Source organism: Chitinophaga arvensicola (genome assembly GCF_900110835.1).
Lineage (GTDB): Bacteria > Bacteroidota > Bacteroidia > Chitinophagales > Chitinophagaceae > Chitinophaga > Chitinophaga arvensicola.
In genome coordinates this window covers 2,515,064-2,532,814 of the sequence record NZ_FOJG01000001.1, presented here as the reverse complement: position 1 = coordinate 2,532,814, position 17,751 = coordinate 2,515,064, and the positions used below count along the sequence as shown (strand labels likewise).

Genomic DNA, 17,751 nt, shown 5'->3' with positions numbered 1-17,751 from the left:
TCTATTTATACCTGGTGAACCTTTTTGTTTCGTCCCTTTTTCAATGTCTCCAGGATGCCTTCATTCCGGATAATGATCATCCCGTGCCGGTCGTCTGTAATACCTTCTTCCAATGTATAGGTATATACCGGCTGATGACCATTCATATGTGTAGGAAGATACTGGAAGCCAATAGTCGCTTCCCGCTTCAATTCCTCGCCGGCTTCCACGATATGGGAAGAAATAATAAACAGGCTGTTGTTCTTTTTGGCGAAGGCAGTCGTTACTTCCACGGTTGCTTCATGGGCATCCTTTACATTGGTACCGCGAAACAACTCATCAAATACGATGAACAGGGATTTACCCTGGTTCAGTTCTATCGCCATTTTCTTTACCCGCAATACCTCATTATAAAAGTGACTGGCGCCAATACCAAGATTATCGGGCAGGTTGATGGTAGTGTAAATACCATCCAGCACGGAAAATTCCATGGAGGTGGCGGCCACCGGGAAACCCACATGCGCTACATATACCGCTGTACTCACCGATCGCAGGAAGGTCGACTTTCCCGCCATGTTTGCACCGGTCAGGAAGATCAGGTTTTTATGGGTGTCCATTAAAACGTCATTGCCTACCGGATTGACCAGTTCGGGATAATAAACGCCTTGCAGTTTTAAGATCCCCCGTCCTTTTTCAAGCGCCTTCGGGAAAATGAATTTCTTTTCCACTGCTATTTTAGCGACCGACAGGTATACATCCAGGTAATAAATCTGTTCCAGTAATTGTTTTATAGTGGCATATTCCCGTAGCCGGAAAAGCACGTCGTATGCGGCTACCGCTGTGTAGGACAGTTTCCCTTTCAGGCTTTCCCTCAGCGCAGGTGCAAAAGCAGGATCCGCTATTATTGAGGTAATCGCCTTCCGCTCTTTTTCGTAGGCAGCCATCTGTATAATTCCCGGTGTTTCGGTAAACACCTTCATCTGTTGCAGGAGCGTTATCACCGCAGTAACCCCATTCTGAATATCCTTTTCTCCCAGACTACCCGGTTGTGAAGGATTTCTGGCCTGCTCTTCTGCATTTACCAGGTATTTTTCGGCCATGTCAAAAAGTGCGGCCTCAAAAGGAAACGCCATCGACAGGGCAGCAAAATGCTTAATGATGCTGCTTCTGCGGTTAATCTCTTCCCGGTCCGACAAAGGTCGCTGGAAAAGAGTTTTCAGCATGGCCTCTCCTCCCCTTGTATACGTGCGGTTGTACAGGTCGTAGATCCCTCCTTCGTTACGTTTACCGAATATCCGGAGATCATCTGTTGTCTGCTCATCTATACCTAAGTTCATGATCGTTTTTTTACGTAACAGTTATTTTCTCTTGCGCCTTAACAGTAACACCATGCCTGTAATTAACACCAGTGCTGGCAGTATCCACACATATACCGCAATCAATACATTGGCCATTGCGGCGCTGATGTTTAATTTGGTATCCTTTGCCCGGGTGTTCTGATCGTAGATCGGGAACACATTATAATCCAGCCAGCTATAAATGGCCGTTCCCATAAAGCCGCCGCCATTGCGCATGTTGGACATAAAATCAGCATCACTGCACACAATAATGCGCTGCTCCTTATTATTCACCGCCCTGGTTAACTGAACGGCCACCGGGGAAGCAGCCCTTATATCTCCATCCTGCGGGGTAAATACTACCTGGGCAGAATCTACTACCAATGGTCCCATCTTCAACCAACTCTTTTCTGCTACGGTCGATAGCAGGGGCTTTACGGTAAATGGCGCGTTGTTGTCAACAGAAATACCAGTGGCGCCTGGTACCTGTACGGTCAGTGTGTCATAATCCTTTTCCTGCATGCTTTCCCTTAGTCCCATCAGGTGCGGATCTTCCGAAAGATATGCACTGGCTGGTGTCAGATAAGGCGTAAGCATATGCGGCATTTCATAGGTAGATGGCTGTACCAGGTTGCCGGGCATTAACTGCACTCCTAATTTAGCGAGCAAAGGATTCAGCATCTGTTGTTTACCGGGTTCACCGAGAATAAACAGGTTGCCGCCATTAGCAATATACTGCTCCAGCTTCCCGATGCTCACCGCGCTTAATTCCGTTTTCGGATCTGCCAGTACGAGGGCCGTAATATCTGCCGGAATATCCTGTGTATTCAAGGAAATAGTATCTGCATCAAATCCAAGGTTTACCAATGAATAACGTGATAATTTTGAGGTAGCGTGTAATTCAAATTCACGTTCGCCTCCTTTGTAAATGTTGCGTTCCAGGTCGCCCGTCATAAAATAGACTTTGGGTAACTTTGCCTGCAGCAACCTTTTAAAGGCAGCGGCCATATGCATTTCTTCCGGCCAGAACTGGTTATCGTTAAAGGTGCGCACAAAAACACTGCGGCCTTTGTATTTTAACTGCATCACGGTGCGCAGGTTTTCCGGTTCCAGGTCCACTGTTTTGCGCATTTCTTCCGGTGTTTTAAACAGCGAAATATCTGCGTTATATCCTTCTGCCATCTGCCCGGCAATATGTTTCAATGTTTTTCCGGGGAAACCTCTGTAAATAGAACTATCTCCCTTTTTTACACTGTAATAATACTCGTAGTTGAATTTAATACCGGGTTTGAAACGGGTATACCCCTCCCAAACGGTAGACAGGTAGCTGTTACGCGCTTCCGGTAATCCTTTCGCTGCCACAGGCCCCAGCAGATTGGTATAGAGTGTTACCTCCAGCGGATCGTCGCCCAGCTCTTTCAGGATTTTCTGTGTGGCAGGGCGCAGGGTATTTGTTTTACGCGCCGTGGTGTCCCAGTAGCCGGTGAGTGCCGGCAATGAAGCGATGTAACCGATAGCCAGTGCCGATACCATTACTGCCACGTATTTAGCCGCTTTTACAAACCAGGGACTCGACTCGCGCCCACTCCTGAGTTTCAACATGGCAAACGACAGGAAAATATAAACGATGACGAGGAAATAAATCACGTCTTTAGTCGTGATCAGTCCGCGCATCAGTTTCCCGGTGCGGCCCACCATGGAAAGGAAATAAGTCAGGTCTCTGATAAAATCATATTTCTGCCACAGGCCACCAATACGGCCCAGTACAAAAATGATAATAAAAGTACCGATAGCAGATACCACCTGGTACGTAGTGAGGCTCGACATAAACAGGCCGATAGCGGTATAAGCACATACCAGCAGGTAGAAGCCCAGCGCCGCTGATAACAGCAATCCATAATCTACCGAAGCAATGTTGAAGGCCGCCGATACCATGAATATGCCTACTATACCTACCAGTAAAAGGTTATAGATCATAATGGCCAGGTACTTCCCCAGCACAATGTGACGTATTTTAACCGGCGAAGAATAGAGCAGTTTGATGGAGCCATTATTGATTTCCCGGCTGATCAGTCCCATTGTGAGCAGGGGAACGAACAGGTAGAGATTTTGCAGTACGTTTCCGATGACACCATTACCAGGGCTCAGGAAAATAATCGCCGTAAGCGAAGGACCGCCTGGCTTAAATTTCGGGTTATTACTCATCATGATATCCTGCCATTTGGCCATCGGTACCAATGAATAGGTATAAAAAATGGCACACTGTATCAGGAACACTATTATTAAGAACCATGCCACCGGGGAATAAAATAGATTTCGCAGCTCTGTTCTCGTTATTTTGAATATTATTTTCATCTTATTGGTTTACTGGTTGGTTTGGGCAGATAATTGTTTGAAGGTGTCGTCGAGCATTGTTTTATCGAAGTTGATTTCACGGAGCTTCCAGTGATATTGCATACTGGCGGCCAGCAGTCGTTCTGTGATTTCTTCTCCGCCATCAAAATATACCCGTACCTGTTTGTCGCTCAGAAAATCTACTTTAGTAACACCCGTTATTTTCAACAGCACCTCTTCAGAAGGGCGGTTTTCCACCCGCATTAACACACTGTGTGGTTGTACATAGTTGTTAAAAGCATCCATCGAATCAGAAAAGATCATCCTTCCTCCTTCTATCATGATGATTTCCTTACAAAGCAATTGTACTTCGGAGAGGATATGCGAAGAAAAAAGTACTGCATGGTCCAATGCTATTTCCCGGATCAGCTTCCGGGCTTCAATAATCTGGTTAGGATCCAGCCCATTGGTGGGTTCATCCAGCACCACCAGCTTGGGCTTGTGGATAATCGCCTGCGCAATGCCCACCCGCTGACGGTAGCCGCCAGACAGGTTGCCGATCAGTCTGGAACTGAGATGCGACAGCCCGCACCGTTCTTTTACTTCTTCCAGTGCACCCTTTATCTTATTTTTCTCAATAAACCGCAACTCTGCACTGTATATGAGATATTCATCTATCGTAAGATCAGGATACAAAGGTGGTACCTGTGGCAGGAAACCAATATCCTTTTTGGCCGTTTCCGGATGCTTTCTCAGATCGGTGCCGTTGATGTATACCGTTCCTTCACTTTGGTTGAGCGCACCACAAATAATATTCATGGTAGTGGACTTACCGGCGCCGTTGGAACCCAATAAGCCAACCACACCCGTGTGCGCTATTTCCAGGTTGATATTGCGTATGGCCCAGGAGGAATTACTGTACCTGTGAGACAGATTATCTGTCTTTAGAATAAAACTCATAGTCAGTTTGTGTTGTTACAGAGAGTAAACTTTGAAGCGGAAATAACCCTCATCCTCAATGATAATATTGGTTGAATAATTACGCTATGACAGGCCATCTTCACCTGTTGGCAGCGTAGCCGGCATTTTTCCGTTTTTGCTTATATAATAAAGACTCAGAAAAGAGAGGGAGGAACTATGAATGCGGAAAATAAATTTTCCGGGAAAAGCGGGCACCGGAGCAGCAGCAACCAGTTGGCTGCTGGTGTGTGAAGCTGCTTCACACACCAGGTAAACAGGAGATCAGGGCATGGTATTTCTCAACGCCGCTGCAATGTATATGTCAGGTTTCAGTTTATTGATCCAGGTCTGGTAGTTTTCTGTAGACATCAAATGTATGCTGGCGTTATTCACCGGTATGATGTCCAGTTCTTTACCTGCAGGCAATTTTTGTAATTGCTGGAGTTTTTTTTGTACCTCCTGCCGGGCGTGTTGTTGTGTAGTATAAGCTGCCAGGTTCAATGGTTTTTCCGCAGCAGTGGCGGATAATTGTTGTGTAAGCTGCCTGATAGCGCTGAATATCGTGTCTGTTGCAGGCTCCTGTACATTTCGCGAAGTGTTCCAAACCGTATACTCCGCTCCTGCGATCTGATCCCAGGGCAGGGCATCTGCATTATCTTTTTCGCGGATCTTCATCAAATCATATACATCCGGTAATACGATATCCGGTACCACCCCTTTGATTTGTGTAGAACCGCCGTTGATGCGATAGAATTGCTGGATGGTGAGCTTCAGCAACCCCGCTTCCGGAGGTCCCAAAGGAAGGGTAGATTGCACCGTACCTTTTCCATAGGTAGCGCTGCTGCCGATAATGATACCGCGATGATAATCCTGTATGGCAGCCGCAAATATTTCTGCGGCGGAAGCGCTCATTTCATTCACCATCACCGTTAATGGGCCATCATACAAAAGACTGCTGTCCTGGTCTTTCAGCACAACTATGTTACCGGTGTTGTCTTTTACCTGTACTACCGGTCCGGCTTTGATAAAAAGACCCACCATGCGGATCACTTCGTCCAGCGAGCCGCCGCCGTTGGACCGGAGGTCGAGTATAATGCCATTTACCTTTTCTGCTTTCAGTGCAGTAATGGCGGTAGCCATATCTTTGGCGCAATGCACATCGGTGCGGCCGGTAGGGTCTGTATAAAACTTCGGCAGCATAACGTATCCTGTTTTACGCTCCCCATCCCGAATGATGGCAGCGCGCGCAAAGCCCTCTTCCTGCACAATTTCATCCCTGGTCAGGGATACGGTTTCGAGCGCACCCGCTTCCCGCTTTAGCATCAGCTTTACAACGGTACCTTTCTCTCCCCTTATCAGGGCTGATATTTCGGATACCATCATGCCATCAATGTCTGTTAGCCGGGTCGCGGTATCGGCACCGATCTGTAGTAGCTGATCGCCGGGATGCAACTGACCACTTTTTTCAGCGGGGCCGCCTGGTTCCAGGCTCACTATTTTTGTGATGCCGTCTTCCTGTTGCAACTGTACACCAATACCAATAAAGCGGTTGCGCAACTCATTGAAATACGATTGCACCGCCGCCGGTGGAAAATAATCTGTATGCGGATCCATGGTCCGCACTATTACATTCACGAAGGCATTGAATTGTTTCTCTTCTGTCAGATTAACTTTAATACCTGCCATACTCCGGTTCAGCTGCTGCTGTGTTTTCTGACGCACTGCCGCTTCTTTATTGGCGGTGAGCGGCTGTTGCTCCTGTAGCAATACCAGGTTACGCAGCACCAGGTATTTCAGATAGCGATATCCGTTATGGGCCCGCTCTTTCTTATCAGCCGGATAATGATCCGGTTTCTTCCAGCTTTCATGCTTTACATCAAAGCGCATCGGTGTGGATAAATCCTGCTGATACTGGGTTGCTACTTCTGCCACGCGCTGTGCAAAAAGTGTGGAGGCGGCGTTGAAAAATGCGATGGGTGCAGTACCGGCTATCTCCTCATCCAGTTGTACGCGGTATTGTTCCAATGCGGTAATGTCTTCCTGCAAAAAGAACTGTTTATCGGGGTCCAGCTGTGCCAGGTAGGCATTCCATACTTCAGTGGAAAAAATATCATCTATCTTCCGGGGATGATAATGTTTTGCGATAAGCATTTTACCCACCGCAACCAGGATCTGTTGTTCCTGCTGCCGTTTATCATCTTCCTTTACTATGGGTGCAAAAGATGATAAAAAAACAGTGGCAGCCAGCGCTGCCACCAATATTACATTCCTTCTCATGCTTATTTTTTTAAACAATACACTGAGCGGTTCCTAAAAAGTCAGGGCATTTTAAAACCCAGTGCTACCAATGCTTTGGTAAACAAATCGTATTTGGTCATTACCAGTGGATAATTACCATATTTTGCTGCGAACTGCTCTTTTGTTAATGTCAGTACTACATCGAAGTAGCCACTGATATCATCCACCTGTGTGCCGGCTGAATAATAATAAGCCGGCAGGGGACTCAATGATACCAGTCCGTAAGTTTCCCTTGGCGCATAGGGCAGGTAGCCGGAAATAGAACCATCACCATAGACGCCTTTGTTGTAAAAATCGGCGCTGACGGCAACGAAATTTTTCAGCAGATCATCCCGCTGGCCCAGTGGTGTTTGCAAAATGGCTTTGAAAATGTCTTTCTTAAAATAAGTCAGTGTGTCGGGCGCCATGCCTGCAATAGCGTTGATCCTGGAAATGATCAGCGTGTTGATAGTTGGATAGGCGCTGTACAGCATCGTTACAATGCTGCGTACACCGCCGTTGTTTACCAGCACTTTACCGGTAGCCGAATCCGCCAGCAAAATGCTGAATGGTTTCAACGTACCGCCAAGTGCCGGTAAGATCTGGTTTTTCACAAAGTTGAGACCAGTCAGCACATCGCTGGATCTGGTCAGGTATTTAATCCGTAACGTGGAATCGTAGGTAGTTATCTGGTAGGCTGCATTCAGCAATGTAACCGGGTCTTTAGCCAATGTATCGCTGTACAGCACGGGTATCCCGGTTTGCTTATACAGCAGATAAATCTGGTGATCTGCTTCATTGGCAGGATTATCCACCCGCATATACGGATCCGGGTGAACAGGTGAAGGATCGGGTGCCTGTTCCTTTTTACAGGAAAACAAAACAGTAACACCCGATAGCAATAATAAGCTGATATATTGTTTCATGTGAAAGTGCTGTTTAAATGTTTAAAAGGTTCTGTCCTGTCGCGCCGGATTTGGCGCCAGCGTACCCTGGTTAAATAAAATAGCGGGTGGTGGAATAGGGAGCAGGTAATCCGGATCGCCGGGTTCCAACGTGAGTGTGGCACGGATTACAGCGCCGCCTACTACACCATCAGACCAGGTATGCACAATCTTTTTGGTGAAAGGATATTTTTCATTCACCGCATATCTTTTCAGATCAAACCAGCGATGTCCTTCAAAGCATAATTCCCTTCTTCTTTCATCCCGTATAAAATTGACCAGCGGCACGCCGGACAGGTTCACCGGTGTAAAGTTGGCTGGCAGAAAACGTGCTGCCCGCAAGGTATTCAGCGCGGTATTGGCTGCTGCCGGCTGATCCAGCATAGCGGCAGCTTCGGCTTTGTTCAGATAAGCTTCTGCATTGCGCATAAAATAGGTATCTGAAAGAATCTCCACGGGTGTAACGGTATTAGACCGGTATACTTTTGTATAACGGTAAACACCATTGCTGCTTTGCTCAAAAAATGCTTTCAGACGTAAGTCCTGCGGCTGATAAAGTCCCATCAGATCAGGACTGGGCATGAGCACCTTTACCTGTTGCGGCAAAGGGGAAGTAAAGATCATAGAATTTCCTCCCTGGGTAAAAATAGCTTCGGGAGATGTGCTGTTGAAGAAGCTGGTCTCTGGCTTATACTGCGCCAGGTTGAACAACTGCGCTCTTCGGCCGATCACCTTATCGGCTGCCGCTGCCGCATTCTGCCAGTCCTGCATATACAGGTATATCCGGCTTTGCAGGATATTGACCGCATTTACATCCGCATGATAGATAGATGTTTGCTGCACTCCATCCAGTAAGCCTTCTGCTTCTTTCAGGTCCACTACCATCTGTTGATATACGCTGTCGACGGTAGAGCGGGTGAAAAATTTATCTTCAATATACTCTGTAATCTTCAGGGGTACGCCCGGATCGGTGGTAGCTGTTTTTTTATTGTAAGCCAGGGCGTAAGTGTTCACCATGTAGAAGTAGTATTCTGCCCGCAGAAACAATGCTTCCCCACGGATGCGCTTCAGCTCTTCCGGGTTATCCTTGAGATCATTGGCCTTTTGCGCAATAACGTTGACCGCATTGATATTCACATAGAACTTCGACCAGCTGTCGTCATTATTGAAGCCGTAATTGTAGCTTACAAAGGGATTCGCCTGCCACGTAAAAAATCCGAAGTAGTCCTGACGGCCATCGAAAAAAGCAGGGCCGGTTACATTCTCCGCAATATCATCATCCATCACATTCAGCCATGACATATAAGATGCCTTCTGTTGTTCTTTATAGGAATTAGTTGGGAAAGGTGGCAGCAGGTGCGGCATATAGCCATCACCCACCAATACTTCCTGCAGGCGCTGCCAGTTGTCTGCATATTGCAGGGACTGGGAGTTCTCGTCCAGGAACTTTTTGCATCCGGTGATTGTTACCACCAACCCGAAGCATATCATGCATACTTTGAACCATTTCATCGTACAATCAATTTTAGAATGACACATCAATACCGAAAGAGTAAGTAGGGCGCGGCGCCTGCTGTATAGAACCGTCGAAGCTGTTCTGCTCAGGATCCTGCCCGTGCAGTTCCTTACTGGCAAAAGTATACAGGTTAGTACCGGACAACAGGATGGTAGCAGCTTTCAGTCTCCATCTGCTGAGCAACTGATCAGGCAGCTGGTAGCGGAAAGTCATCGTTTTCAGCTTCACAAAATTGCCACTGGCTACTCTTACATCTGAGTTGTCGTACATCTGCCAGATATTATCTGCATACTGGTAGGGCTGTCCGCCGGAGCCATGCTGACGGGTACGGTTGAAATCCACATCCGATAAAATCGCTGGTATATTGGTAAACGCTTCATCACCTGGTTGGCGCCAGCGGCCTATAAATACCCGGTTTACATTATTCTCCGGCAACGGTGTGGAAGAGGCGTTGGTAAATGGTACTTTATCCGGTCCGGTATATAATTTAAACAGGCGCACTTTTGAGCCGAAGCTGTAAGCAAGGTTGAAGCTTAACCCGAAATTCTTGTATGTAAAAATGTTACTGATACCGCCCTGTATAGTAGGGATACGGTTGCCGGAAGGCGCCATCACCTGTTGATACACCTGGTCGCGGTTCATGGTGGCGTATTTCTTCCAGTCGTCCGGACTATCATTCTTAAACGTCGGATAGCCTTTGAGATGATCCAGGCCGTTGAACTGGTAGGAATAGAAAGTATTGACCGGTTTATCGTTGATGATCTGGCTGCCATTCAGGTAGCTGAGATAGGAATTGGGATTGGCGGGTCCAACCGACTGGTTCAACCCGTTGTTGTTGATGGCTTTGGCCAGCAGGCGGTTTACGACTTGTCCCAGCTGCGGATCAATTCTCCAGCTGAATCCCTTACTTTTTCCGTTGGCACCCAGGTTATTCACAGGTACAAAGCTGAAGGCTACTTCCACACCCTGGTTTTCGATGGTACCGGAATTCACCACATAAGTGGTTCTGCCATTGATATCTGAAACTTCTTTATTCAGAAACGCATTATCGGTTTTCTTATGGAAGTAAGTAACCGTACCATTCAGTTTGTTATGAAGCAATGCGAAATCCAGTGTGAGGTTCACTTCCCGGGTATTTTCCCATTTCAGATTCGGGTTAGGATAGTAGGCTATGTTGGAATAATATTCCTGTGTTACCGGGTCCAGAGATCCCTGTTTGATGATCAGTTCCGGTGTCTGGTTTTCCAGCATATTACCCTGGTAGCCGTAAGATCCTCTCAGGGCCAGTGTATTCACGAAACCGGAGTGTTTGAAGAAATCTTCTGCTACATCCCATCTGCCGGAAACCGACCAGGTAGGCAGGAATTTCTCGCGGCTGCGGGAGCCGAATTTATTGGAAAAATCTGTCCTGGTATTAAAGTTCAGAATGTATTTATGATTGATGGTATAGCTACCGGAAAAATAACCGGAAGCCAGATTGGTCAGCACATCCTGTACCAGGTCCACATTAGTACCCTGCCATTGCCCGAATGCCGGGAACTTCACGGGATCTACCGGTGCAAAAGTTTCGCCTCTGTCGGGCAGATAGCCTCTTCTTACCAGTTGTAATCCTTTATAGGCATTGGAGGATATTTCTGTTCCCAGGAGGATGTCCAGGCGGTCGCGCTGATTAGCGCCCACAGGTGCACCATAGTTTACCTGCCCCCTTACCAGGTAAGAGGCATTGCGGGTGGTATTGGTGCGTAATTCACCACCATAAGGCATCTGGCTAAACTGGGGATTCGGGATTGTTTTGTATTCACTTTGTCTTAAACCGGCGGCATAAAAAGTATTTTCATTATAGCCGATCTGTTGGGTAGTATTGTTATTGGCATAGGAAAATAATACGGTACCGGTAAGCGCCCTGTTAAATTTATAATTCAGATTGGTGCTGAGATTAATACCGGATACATCGCTTCTATCTGTGGAGTTCTGCATTTCATTCAGCACATTGTAATTATAGTACTTATTGGAAACTGCATCAAACTTGCTGTAGTAACTCAATGAGCCATCGTCGTTATAGGCAGGGATAGCGCGGCTGGTGTTGTATGCATAGTTGAGCGCATTCACAGAGGAAGCTACATACTTCCGTTTCTCCACATTATTTCTCAGGTTTAATTCCCAGCTGAGTTTTTTGGTGACATTGGAATTCAGCTTGATGAAAGCGGTATACTGATCAATACCTTCACCTTTCAGTGTACCCATTTGAGTGGCAGCGCCTACAGAAGCAAAATAGCTGAGTTTATCGGTACCACCGGAAATGCTCAGGTTATTCTGTGTGGATAGTGCATCGCGGGTAATAAGTTTAAACCAGTCGGTGTTATTGGTTTCCAGTTTAGTTACCGCCTGCTGAAACTGGTCATAGGTATACTTTCCACTGTACAGGTCATTCAATGCTCCTTCGTATCCTACCCAGTTAAGCGTAGCAGGATAAACGGCGCCATTGCTGATCAGATCGCGTGAAAAATCAACACGTTCCCGGGAATTCATGAGGTCAATATTATGATCGGTATAGTGGGGCCGGGGTGTATAGGTACTGGAGTTGCTGAAGTTGACCACCGGCGCGCCGGGGCGACCTCTTTTGGTGGTGATCACAATTACGCCGTTGGCGGCCCTTACGCCGTATAACGCAGTAGCAGAAGCATCTTTCAGTACATCTATCTGTTCAATATCATAAGGTTTAAGACCGGAGATAGCATTGCCCAGGCGGTTCACAAAATCCAGGTCATTGATCGTTTGCGGATCTATGCCCACGGGATCATTTACCACCACGCCATCTACTACCCATACCGGTTCCCTGCTGCCCAATACAGTAGAAGTACCACGGATACGTATTTTGGGCGAAGCGCCGATAGCGCCGGAATTATTCATCACAAATAAACCGGGTACGCGGCCTTCAAGCGCCTGATCGATAGAAAACATGCCGGGCGTAACAATGTCGGCTGCTTTCAGTGTGGTGATAGCACTGGTGAGTTTACGGCTGTCAATCTGCTGGTATCCGTTGGTAACGGTTATTTCTTTCAGCGCTGTTTCCTGTGAGGTGAGTGTTATAAAGAGCTTCTTACCAGCATCTGCAATTCTGTAAAGATTAGGTTTATAACCTACAAATGTGACCAGCAGGTTATCACCGGTTGTCGCCTCAACGGCGAAGTGTCCTTTTTCGTCGGCGGTAACAAACCTGTTCTTCGTGTATACGGCGATGGTAGCTCCTATCAGGGGAGTACCGGTTACCGAGTCTCTTACAAAACCTTCCACTGTTGCCTGCGTTCTCACACCTTTTGGAACAATCATAATAGTGGTATTTTCTATTACGTATTCGAAGGGCTGATCACGCATGATCATATTCATAAAGTCTTTCAGCGGCATGTGTTTAGCATCGAACGTCAACGGGTTCGTATCCTCCACAGTTTTTTTGGTATAGAATACAGCGTAGCCTGTTTGCTTCTTTACTTCTGCCAATACCTGTTCCAGCGACAACTCCTTTCCTGTTAAAGTAATGAGCGGGGTCGTTCCTGTTGAAACGATGATCCTGGTTGATTGTGACCGAACCGGAGCACTGAAAAGTAGCATAGTTAAGACAATACACGCCCCATAACAAAGAGCCTTTGTTTTCATGTTCGTCATTAATTTGGTTGATTATTAAATATATCCCTACTGACTGATCACCAGTCTTCTTCCTTCGATCCGGTATTGTACACCTACCTTACCGAGGAAGAATAAAATTTTAGATAAGCTTACATCTCTTCCTAATGTTCCTTCAAAATCGATGTCTGGTATTCCGTTCTCGTACGTGACGTCGATATCGTACCATCGCGATAACTGACGCATCACCTGATCAAATGGCATATGATTAAAATCAAATAAGCCGTCTTTCCAGGCGAGGATCTGCGCTAAGTCTGCATTTGCTGTAACATGGATATGTTTTTTTCCTGCAGACTGATTAGGTACCCCGGCCTGTTGTCCTGGTGAAAGTATGGTTGATTCCTGATTTAAATTAAAGCGGATAGCGCCTTCTGCTAAGGTGGCAGCTATATTCTTTTCGTCGGGATACGCATTAATATTAAAATGTGTTCCGAGTACGTCTATGGTTGTTTCTTTATTGATTTTTACCTTGAAAGGCATGTTGGCATTAGCGGCTATTTCAAAGTATACTTCTCCCGTTATTTCCACACTTCTTTCTTTACCGTTAAAAGCAGCAGGGTATTTAATGGAAGAAGCGGAGTTCAGCCATACCCTGGAGCCATCCGGCAAAACTATCTGGAATTCGCGGCCCCGTGGCGTACTAAGTGTGTTAAATACGATAGCCGTGCTGGCGGAATCAGGCTGATATTGCAATTGCCCGTTGTTCAGCGCTACTTTCACGCCATTCTGAATAGCAATGGTACCGTTGCCGGTGCTGTCGAGTACAATATTTTCGCCATTGGACAGGGTCAGGATTGCGCCTTTGCTGCCGGCAGGAATCTTTGTATCTGGTTCCGATACGGCTACTGTCGGATGTTTTGTGGAGACAGGGTTGTTTTGCTGATGCCAGAAATATCCGGCGGCACCAAGCAGCATGAGGATGCCTGCCGCAGCTGCCCACCACATGCGGCGATATACCGGTTTGCGGCTTAGTTCACGGTCCATGTCCATGATGCGGTTGAACAATAGTTCTTCCTGCACAGGATCACCCGTTCCTGCTTCCCGCTGCGCAGAAAGCAGCGCTGTGATCTCTTCCGGTAACACCGCTTCATCTTCCACTATATACGTCATCAGCCGGCTTACTTCTTCTGAAGTAAGCTCCCCATGCAGGTAACGCGCTAATAATTCCTTAAAATCATTCATCGGTTAAGTATAAAGATCAGCCGCTTTTAGGTGGTCCTCCAGATTAAAGACTTCAAAAGAAGAGACATGAACTAGTGATGCTGAAAAAATATTTTCAACAGGGCCCAAACCAATACGGCTCCGCTGGTATTATCTTTCAGATAGTCCCTGATCACTTTCAAAGATTGTACAATATGATTTCTCACCGTATTGCGGGAAATATTTAATTGCTGGGCTATTTCTTCATGGGAGAGTCCCTGATCGCGGCTAAGCCGGTATACCAGTTCCTGCTGAGGGGTTAGCTGACGGATGGCAAGATTAATCTGTTCCTGGGTTTCTTTGGTAAGTAACGTAATATCGGCGTGGTTGCCGCTGCTTTCGAAGTAGTCGATGATCCCTTTTTTAAAGGTTTCGTCTTTTGCTTTTTTCTTTAATTCGGTAAAAATGTGATTGCGTGCCATCATAAAAAGATAATCTTCAAATCTTTCTACGTGACCAAACTGGTCTCTTTTCTGCCATACTTTCAGGAACACATCCTGTACCATGTCTTCCGCCAGGGGAACGGATTTGGTGAGTACCAGCGCTACGGTGTAAACATTATTCCAGTGAAGATGAAATAACTGCCTGTACGCCGTTTCATCTCCCTCCGCTACCAGGCGCAGTAGTTCTTTTTCGTTATATTCATCCACATGCATCCCTTTATGTGATTAGGTGATTTTGATTGTCCTGGTGTGTGAAGATGGAAGCACTTTAGCTAAAACTACTGCGAAAATATCTAAAATAATTGTTTAAAACGTATTGATGTTCTGATGTCCCATATATAACATTCCGGTAGAATAAGACGGGAGTGTATATGCTACCGGAATGGCAATGTTAACCTAATAGCTGCTTTACTTTGCTAACAACTTTATAGTTTAACCCATCCAACTGCCTGAAATGCGCTTCCCCACATTTAATTTTCATCTGTTCATCAATGGTTAGCTTAGACGGATCAACCTGTGGTGTCCCGGTATCTTTCGTTTCTGCAACAAAGTACATTTTCTTATCATCTTCGAAAACTATTGCCCAATCAGGATTATAGCTACCTATGGGGGTAGGTATTTTAAACCAGTTCGGCAATTTGAAATAGAACTTTACCTGTTCGCTAGTTTCGCAATCCTGAGCAAATCTGCTTTCAACTCTTGAATCCAAAGGAATATATTCTTGGTATACAGTTTTTTTAGGATTGGTAACTTCGTAAGAAAATTCATCTAAATAAACTTCCAGTTCCTGAGCCTCAAACAATGCTATTTTATATTCGCCACCTCCGATTTTCTTGTATTTTATCCCCTCTATCATAATACTATAAAGTGTTCGCTTTATAACCTGTGCAGAAAGGTCTAAAAACAGCTGAGGATTAGCTAAAACATCGTCAAGTCTGCCTGATTGTTCTAAAATGACCTGAATAGTGGAACGCGTCAGTTCGGTTTTACTTTGTATGTAGCTCAAAATATCCGGAATTCTCCATGAATGGCCATTGGCACTTTCAACTTTTTCACCCATGAAAACACTGCCGATGCCCTTATCGGTCATGGTGATTCCAGTTTTGGTCGCCCGTAAGGCAGGAGCTTTTATTTCGGGTAGCTCTTTAATTGCCTTCGCTGACAATTTAATTAATTCGTCCGTTTTATATTCAACACTGTAAGTGGTTTTACTTTTCAGCTTTTCCCAAATCTGCAAAAATAAAGGGTCTACCTCAAAGCCTTTCCTATAATTTATTTTGATCTTGTCCTGCGCCTTTTTTATCCGCCCTTCAAATTGAATTCCGCAATCTTTTTCTATTTCCTTTTGTAAGGCATTCGCAAAGTCTTCATAACTTTCATTGGCAATTACTGTTAAACGATTTATGTTTTTATCGTATGTTCGGTGCCCATTTTGATCCACTGCCAAACGGAGACCACGACCAATTTCCTGTCTCTTTTTAATTTCTGACCGGGTTTCATTAAGCGTACAGATTTGAAATACATTCGGATTATCCCAGCCTTCGCGCAAGGCAGAATGCGAAAAAATAAAACGCAGTGGATTATCCAGATTTAATAGCTTCTCTTTCTCCTTCATAATCAGACTGTAGGTGTCGTCGTCAGCTTTAGTTTCTCCGTTGGTATCCTTTAACTTTCCCTTGCCATCCTGAGAGAAATAGCCATTGTGGGTTTCTTCAGGTACAAATCTATCGAGTTCCTTAAATGCTGGTTTTGAAATGTATTCTTTGTAGATGTCCTCAAACCATAAGGCAAATTTTCCTTTTATAACATTACCTGCGTTGTCATAGCTTCTGTAATTGGCCACCTTGTCGATAAAAAACAGCGACAGTACTTTTATGCCCAGTTTGTTAAGCCGCTTTTCTTTTTTCAGATGTTCTTCAATAGTTTTGCGGATCTGAAATTTCATAATTTCATCCGTCATGTTACCCTGGCTATCACCTTTGTATAAAATATTTCCGTTGGAGATAGATATGCATTGGTTGGCGACATCAATTTCTTCAATCAGATAGCCTTCTGCATAGATTTCCCGCTCATTAGACAGTTTGTACAAATCGTCACCAACTTTTACCGTCACTGATTTCTTTTTTACACCTTCTTTTTCATTGCTGTTAATGGCAATTTTGGCAGTCACCTTTGTTTTCGTTGCGGTAATAGATTCTACAGCAATAAAAGCATCATTAAAAGCATTTTCTTCTATTATAGAATCAACTTCAATCTGTTTTACCAGGCCCAGATCGTATGCTTTTACCGGATTAAGGCTGTATGTCAGGTTGTATTTGTTTTTGTGAGTTGCCGAATACCTGAGGATTACCATAGGCATTAAATCCCGTATGGCATTCTGCCTTTTTTCGGTTTCCATGTTCTGTGGTTCATCAATAATGACAACCGGATGAGTAGCTTGTATAAATGAAACAGGTTTTTGCCCGTTAAGCTTATCATTAGGCTTGTTGATTATGTTTTCGTCCTTGGCAAACGAATCTATATTGATTACCAAAATCTCTATATTGTTTGTGGTAGCAAAGCCCCTTAGTTTAGAAACGTTGGTGCTGCCATACGGCTGAAAATTCAAGGGCACATTGTCGTACAAGTTTTGGAAATGCTCGTGCGTAATTTCCAGGTTTTTCAATACGCCTTCTCTGATAGCTATCGAAGGTACTACGATTACAAACTTCTTAAAGCCATATAATCTGTTCAGTTCGTAAATAGTGCGCAGGTACACATAAGTTTTACCGGTACCTGTTTCCATTTCTACCGAAAAATTTAAGCCATCTAACGATGTGGAACCTGGGATACCATTTTTTAACTGCACAGCATTGAGGTTTTCTAAAATCTGCTCCTCATTTAAAATCAGATTGTTGCTTATACTATTAATTAAATTCAGCTGACCTTCTTGCAGAAGGTTGAGTTCCGATATGGAATCCTCTAAAGGTTGCCCTTCAAACAAGTCAGTAATCGATTTGATGGCTTCTTGCTGAAAGGATAGGTCGGCTTCAAAGCTTAGCTTCATTAGTCTGTCTTTTAATTCTTATCTTATTTCCCCG

The 17,751-nt window shown here is 45.2% G+C and carries 10 protein-coding genes; all 10 read right to left on the bottom strand.

Features of this window, described 5'->3' with window-relative positions; translation table 11 throughout:
* Nucleotides 1-5: 5 nt before the first annotated feature.
* The 10 genes from BMW79_RS10635 to BMW79_RS10585 all read right to left on the bottom strand — a co-directional run bounded on the left by BMW79_RS10635 (nt 6) and on the right by BMW79_RS10585 (nt 17,717).
* Entirely contained in the window at nt 6-1,316 is a 1,311-nt protein-coding gene (locus BMW79_RS10635; RefSeq protein ID WP_089894307.1) for a MutS-related protein, read from the bottom strand.
* Between the two features lie 21 nt (nt 1,317-1,337).
* Nucleotides 1,338-3,671, bottom strand: a complete 2,334-nt coding sequence (locus BMW79_RS10630) for a Gldg family protein (protein ID WP_089894304.1) — start codon at nt 3,669-3,671, stop codon at nt 1,338-1,340.
* Between the two features lie 9 nt (nt 3,672-3,680).
* Complete coding sequence (locus tag BMW79_RS10625) at nt 3,681-4,610, bottom strand: ABC transporter ATP-binding protein (RefSeq protein WP_089894301.1); 930 nt, start codon at nt 4,608-4,610, stop codon at nt 3,681-3,683.
* Nucleotides 4,611-4,892: 282 nt separating this feature from the next.
* Nucleotides 4,893-6,887 carry a carboxy terminal-processing peptidase gene (locus BMW79_RS10615; RefSeq protein WP_089894294.1) on the bottom strand — a complete coding sequence of 665 codons (1,995 nt, stop codon included), beginning with the start codon at nt 6,885-6,887 and terminating at the stop codon, nt 4,893-4,895.
* 41 nt (nt 6,888-6,928) lie between these two features.
* Complete coding sequence (locus BMW79_RS10610) at nt 6,929-7,813, bottom strand: hypothetical protein (protein WP_089894290.1); 885 nt, start codon at nt 7,811-7,813, stop codon at nt 6,929-6,931.
* Between the two features lie 21 nt (nt 7,814-7,834).
* Nucleotides 7,835-9,343, bottom strand: coding sequence for a RagB/SusD family nutrient uptake outer membrane protein (locus BMW79_RS10605; protein WP_177192112.1), 1,509 nt, complete (start codon nt 9,341-9,343; stop codon nt 7,835-7,837).
* 13 nt (nt 9,344-9,356) lie between these two features.
* The gene (locus BMW79_RS10600) at nt 9,357-12,956 is read right to left on the bottom strand and encodes a SusC/RagA family TonB-linked outer membrane protein (RefSeq protein ID WP_177192111.1); all 3,600 of its coding nucleotides are present in this window, start codon (nt 12,954-12,956) and stop codon (nt 9,357-9,359) included.
* A gap of 81 nt (nt 12,957-13,037) precedes the next feature.
* Complete coding sequence (locus BMW79_RS10595; RefSeq protein ID WP_089894281.1) at nt 13,038-14,210, bottom strand: FecR family protein; 1,173 nt, start codon at nt 14,208-14,210, stop codon at nt 13,038-13,040.
* Nucleotides 14,211-14,281: 71 nt separating this feature from the next.
* Nucleotides 14,282-14,884, bottom strand: a complete 603-nt coding sequence (locus tag BMW79_RS10590; RefSeq protein ID WP_089894278.1) for an RNA polymerase sigma factor — start codon at nt 14,882-14,884, stop codon at nt 14,282-14,284.
* 178 nt (nt 14,885-15,062) lie between these two features.
* A complete protein-coding gene (locus tag BMW79_RS10585) occupies nt 15,063-17,717 on the bottom strand; it encodes a restriction endonuclease (RefSeq protein ID WP_089894274.1) in 2,655 nt (884 codons plus the stop codon).
* Between the last annotated feature and the right edge of the window lie 34 nt (nt 17,718-17,751).

Coding starts and splice junctions, on each gene's coding strand:
- BMW79_RS10635 (WP_089894307.1), bottom strand. CDS start 1,316: ATGAACTTAGGTATAGATGAGCAGACAACAGATGATCTCCGGATATTC.
- BMW79_RS10630 (WP_089894304.1), bottom strand. CDS start 3,671: ATGAAAATAATATTCAAAATAACGAGAACAGAGCTGCGAAATCTATTT.
- BMW79_RS10625 (WP_089894301.1), bottom strand. CDS start 4,610: ATGAGTTTTATTCTAAAGACAGATAATCTGTCTCACAGGTACAGTAAT.
- BMW79_RS10615 (WP_089894294.1), bottom strand. CDS start 6,887: ATGAGAAGGAATGTAATATTGGTGGCAGCGCTGGCTGCCACTGTTTTT.
- BMW79_RS10610 (WP_089894290.1), bottom strand. CDS start 7,813: ATGAAACAATATATCAGCTTATTATTGCTATCGGGTGTTACTGTTTTG.
- BMW79_RS10605 (WP_177192112.1), bottom strand. CDS start 9,343: ATGAAATGGTTCAAAGTATGCATGATATGCTTCGGGTTGGTGGTAACA.
- BMW79_RS10600 (WP_177192111.1), bottom strand. CDS start 12,956: ATGCTACTTTTCAGTGCTCCGGTTCGGTCACAATCAACCAGGATCATC.
- BMW79_RS10595 (WP_089894281.1), bottom strand. CDS start 14,210: ATGAATGATTTTAAGGAATTATTAGCGCGTTACCTGCATGGGGAGCTT.
- BMW79_RS10590 (WP_089894278.1), bottom strand. CDS start 14,884: ATGCATGTGGATGAATATAACGAAAAAGAACTACTGCGCCTGGTAGCG.
- BMW79_RS10585 (WP_089894274.1), bottom strand. CDS start 17,717: ATGAAGCTAAGCTTTGAAGCCGACCTATCCTTTCAGCAAGAAGCCATC.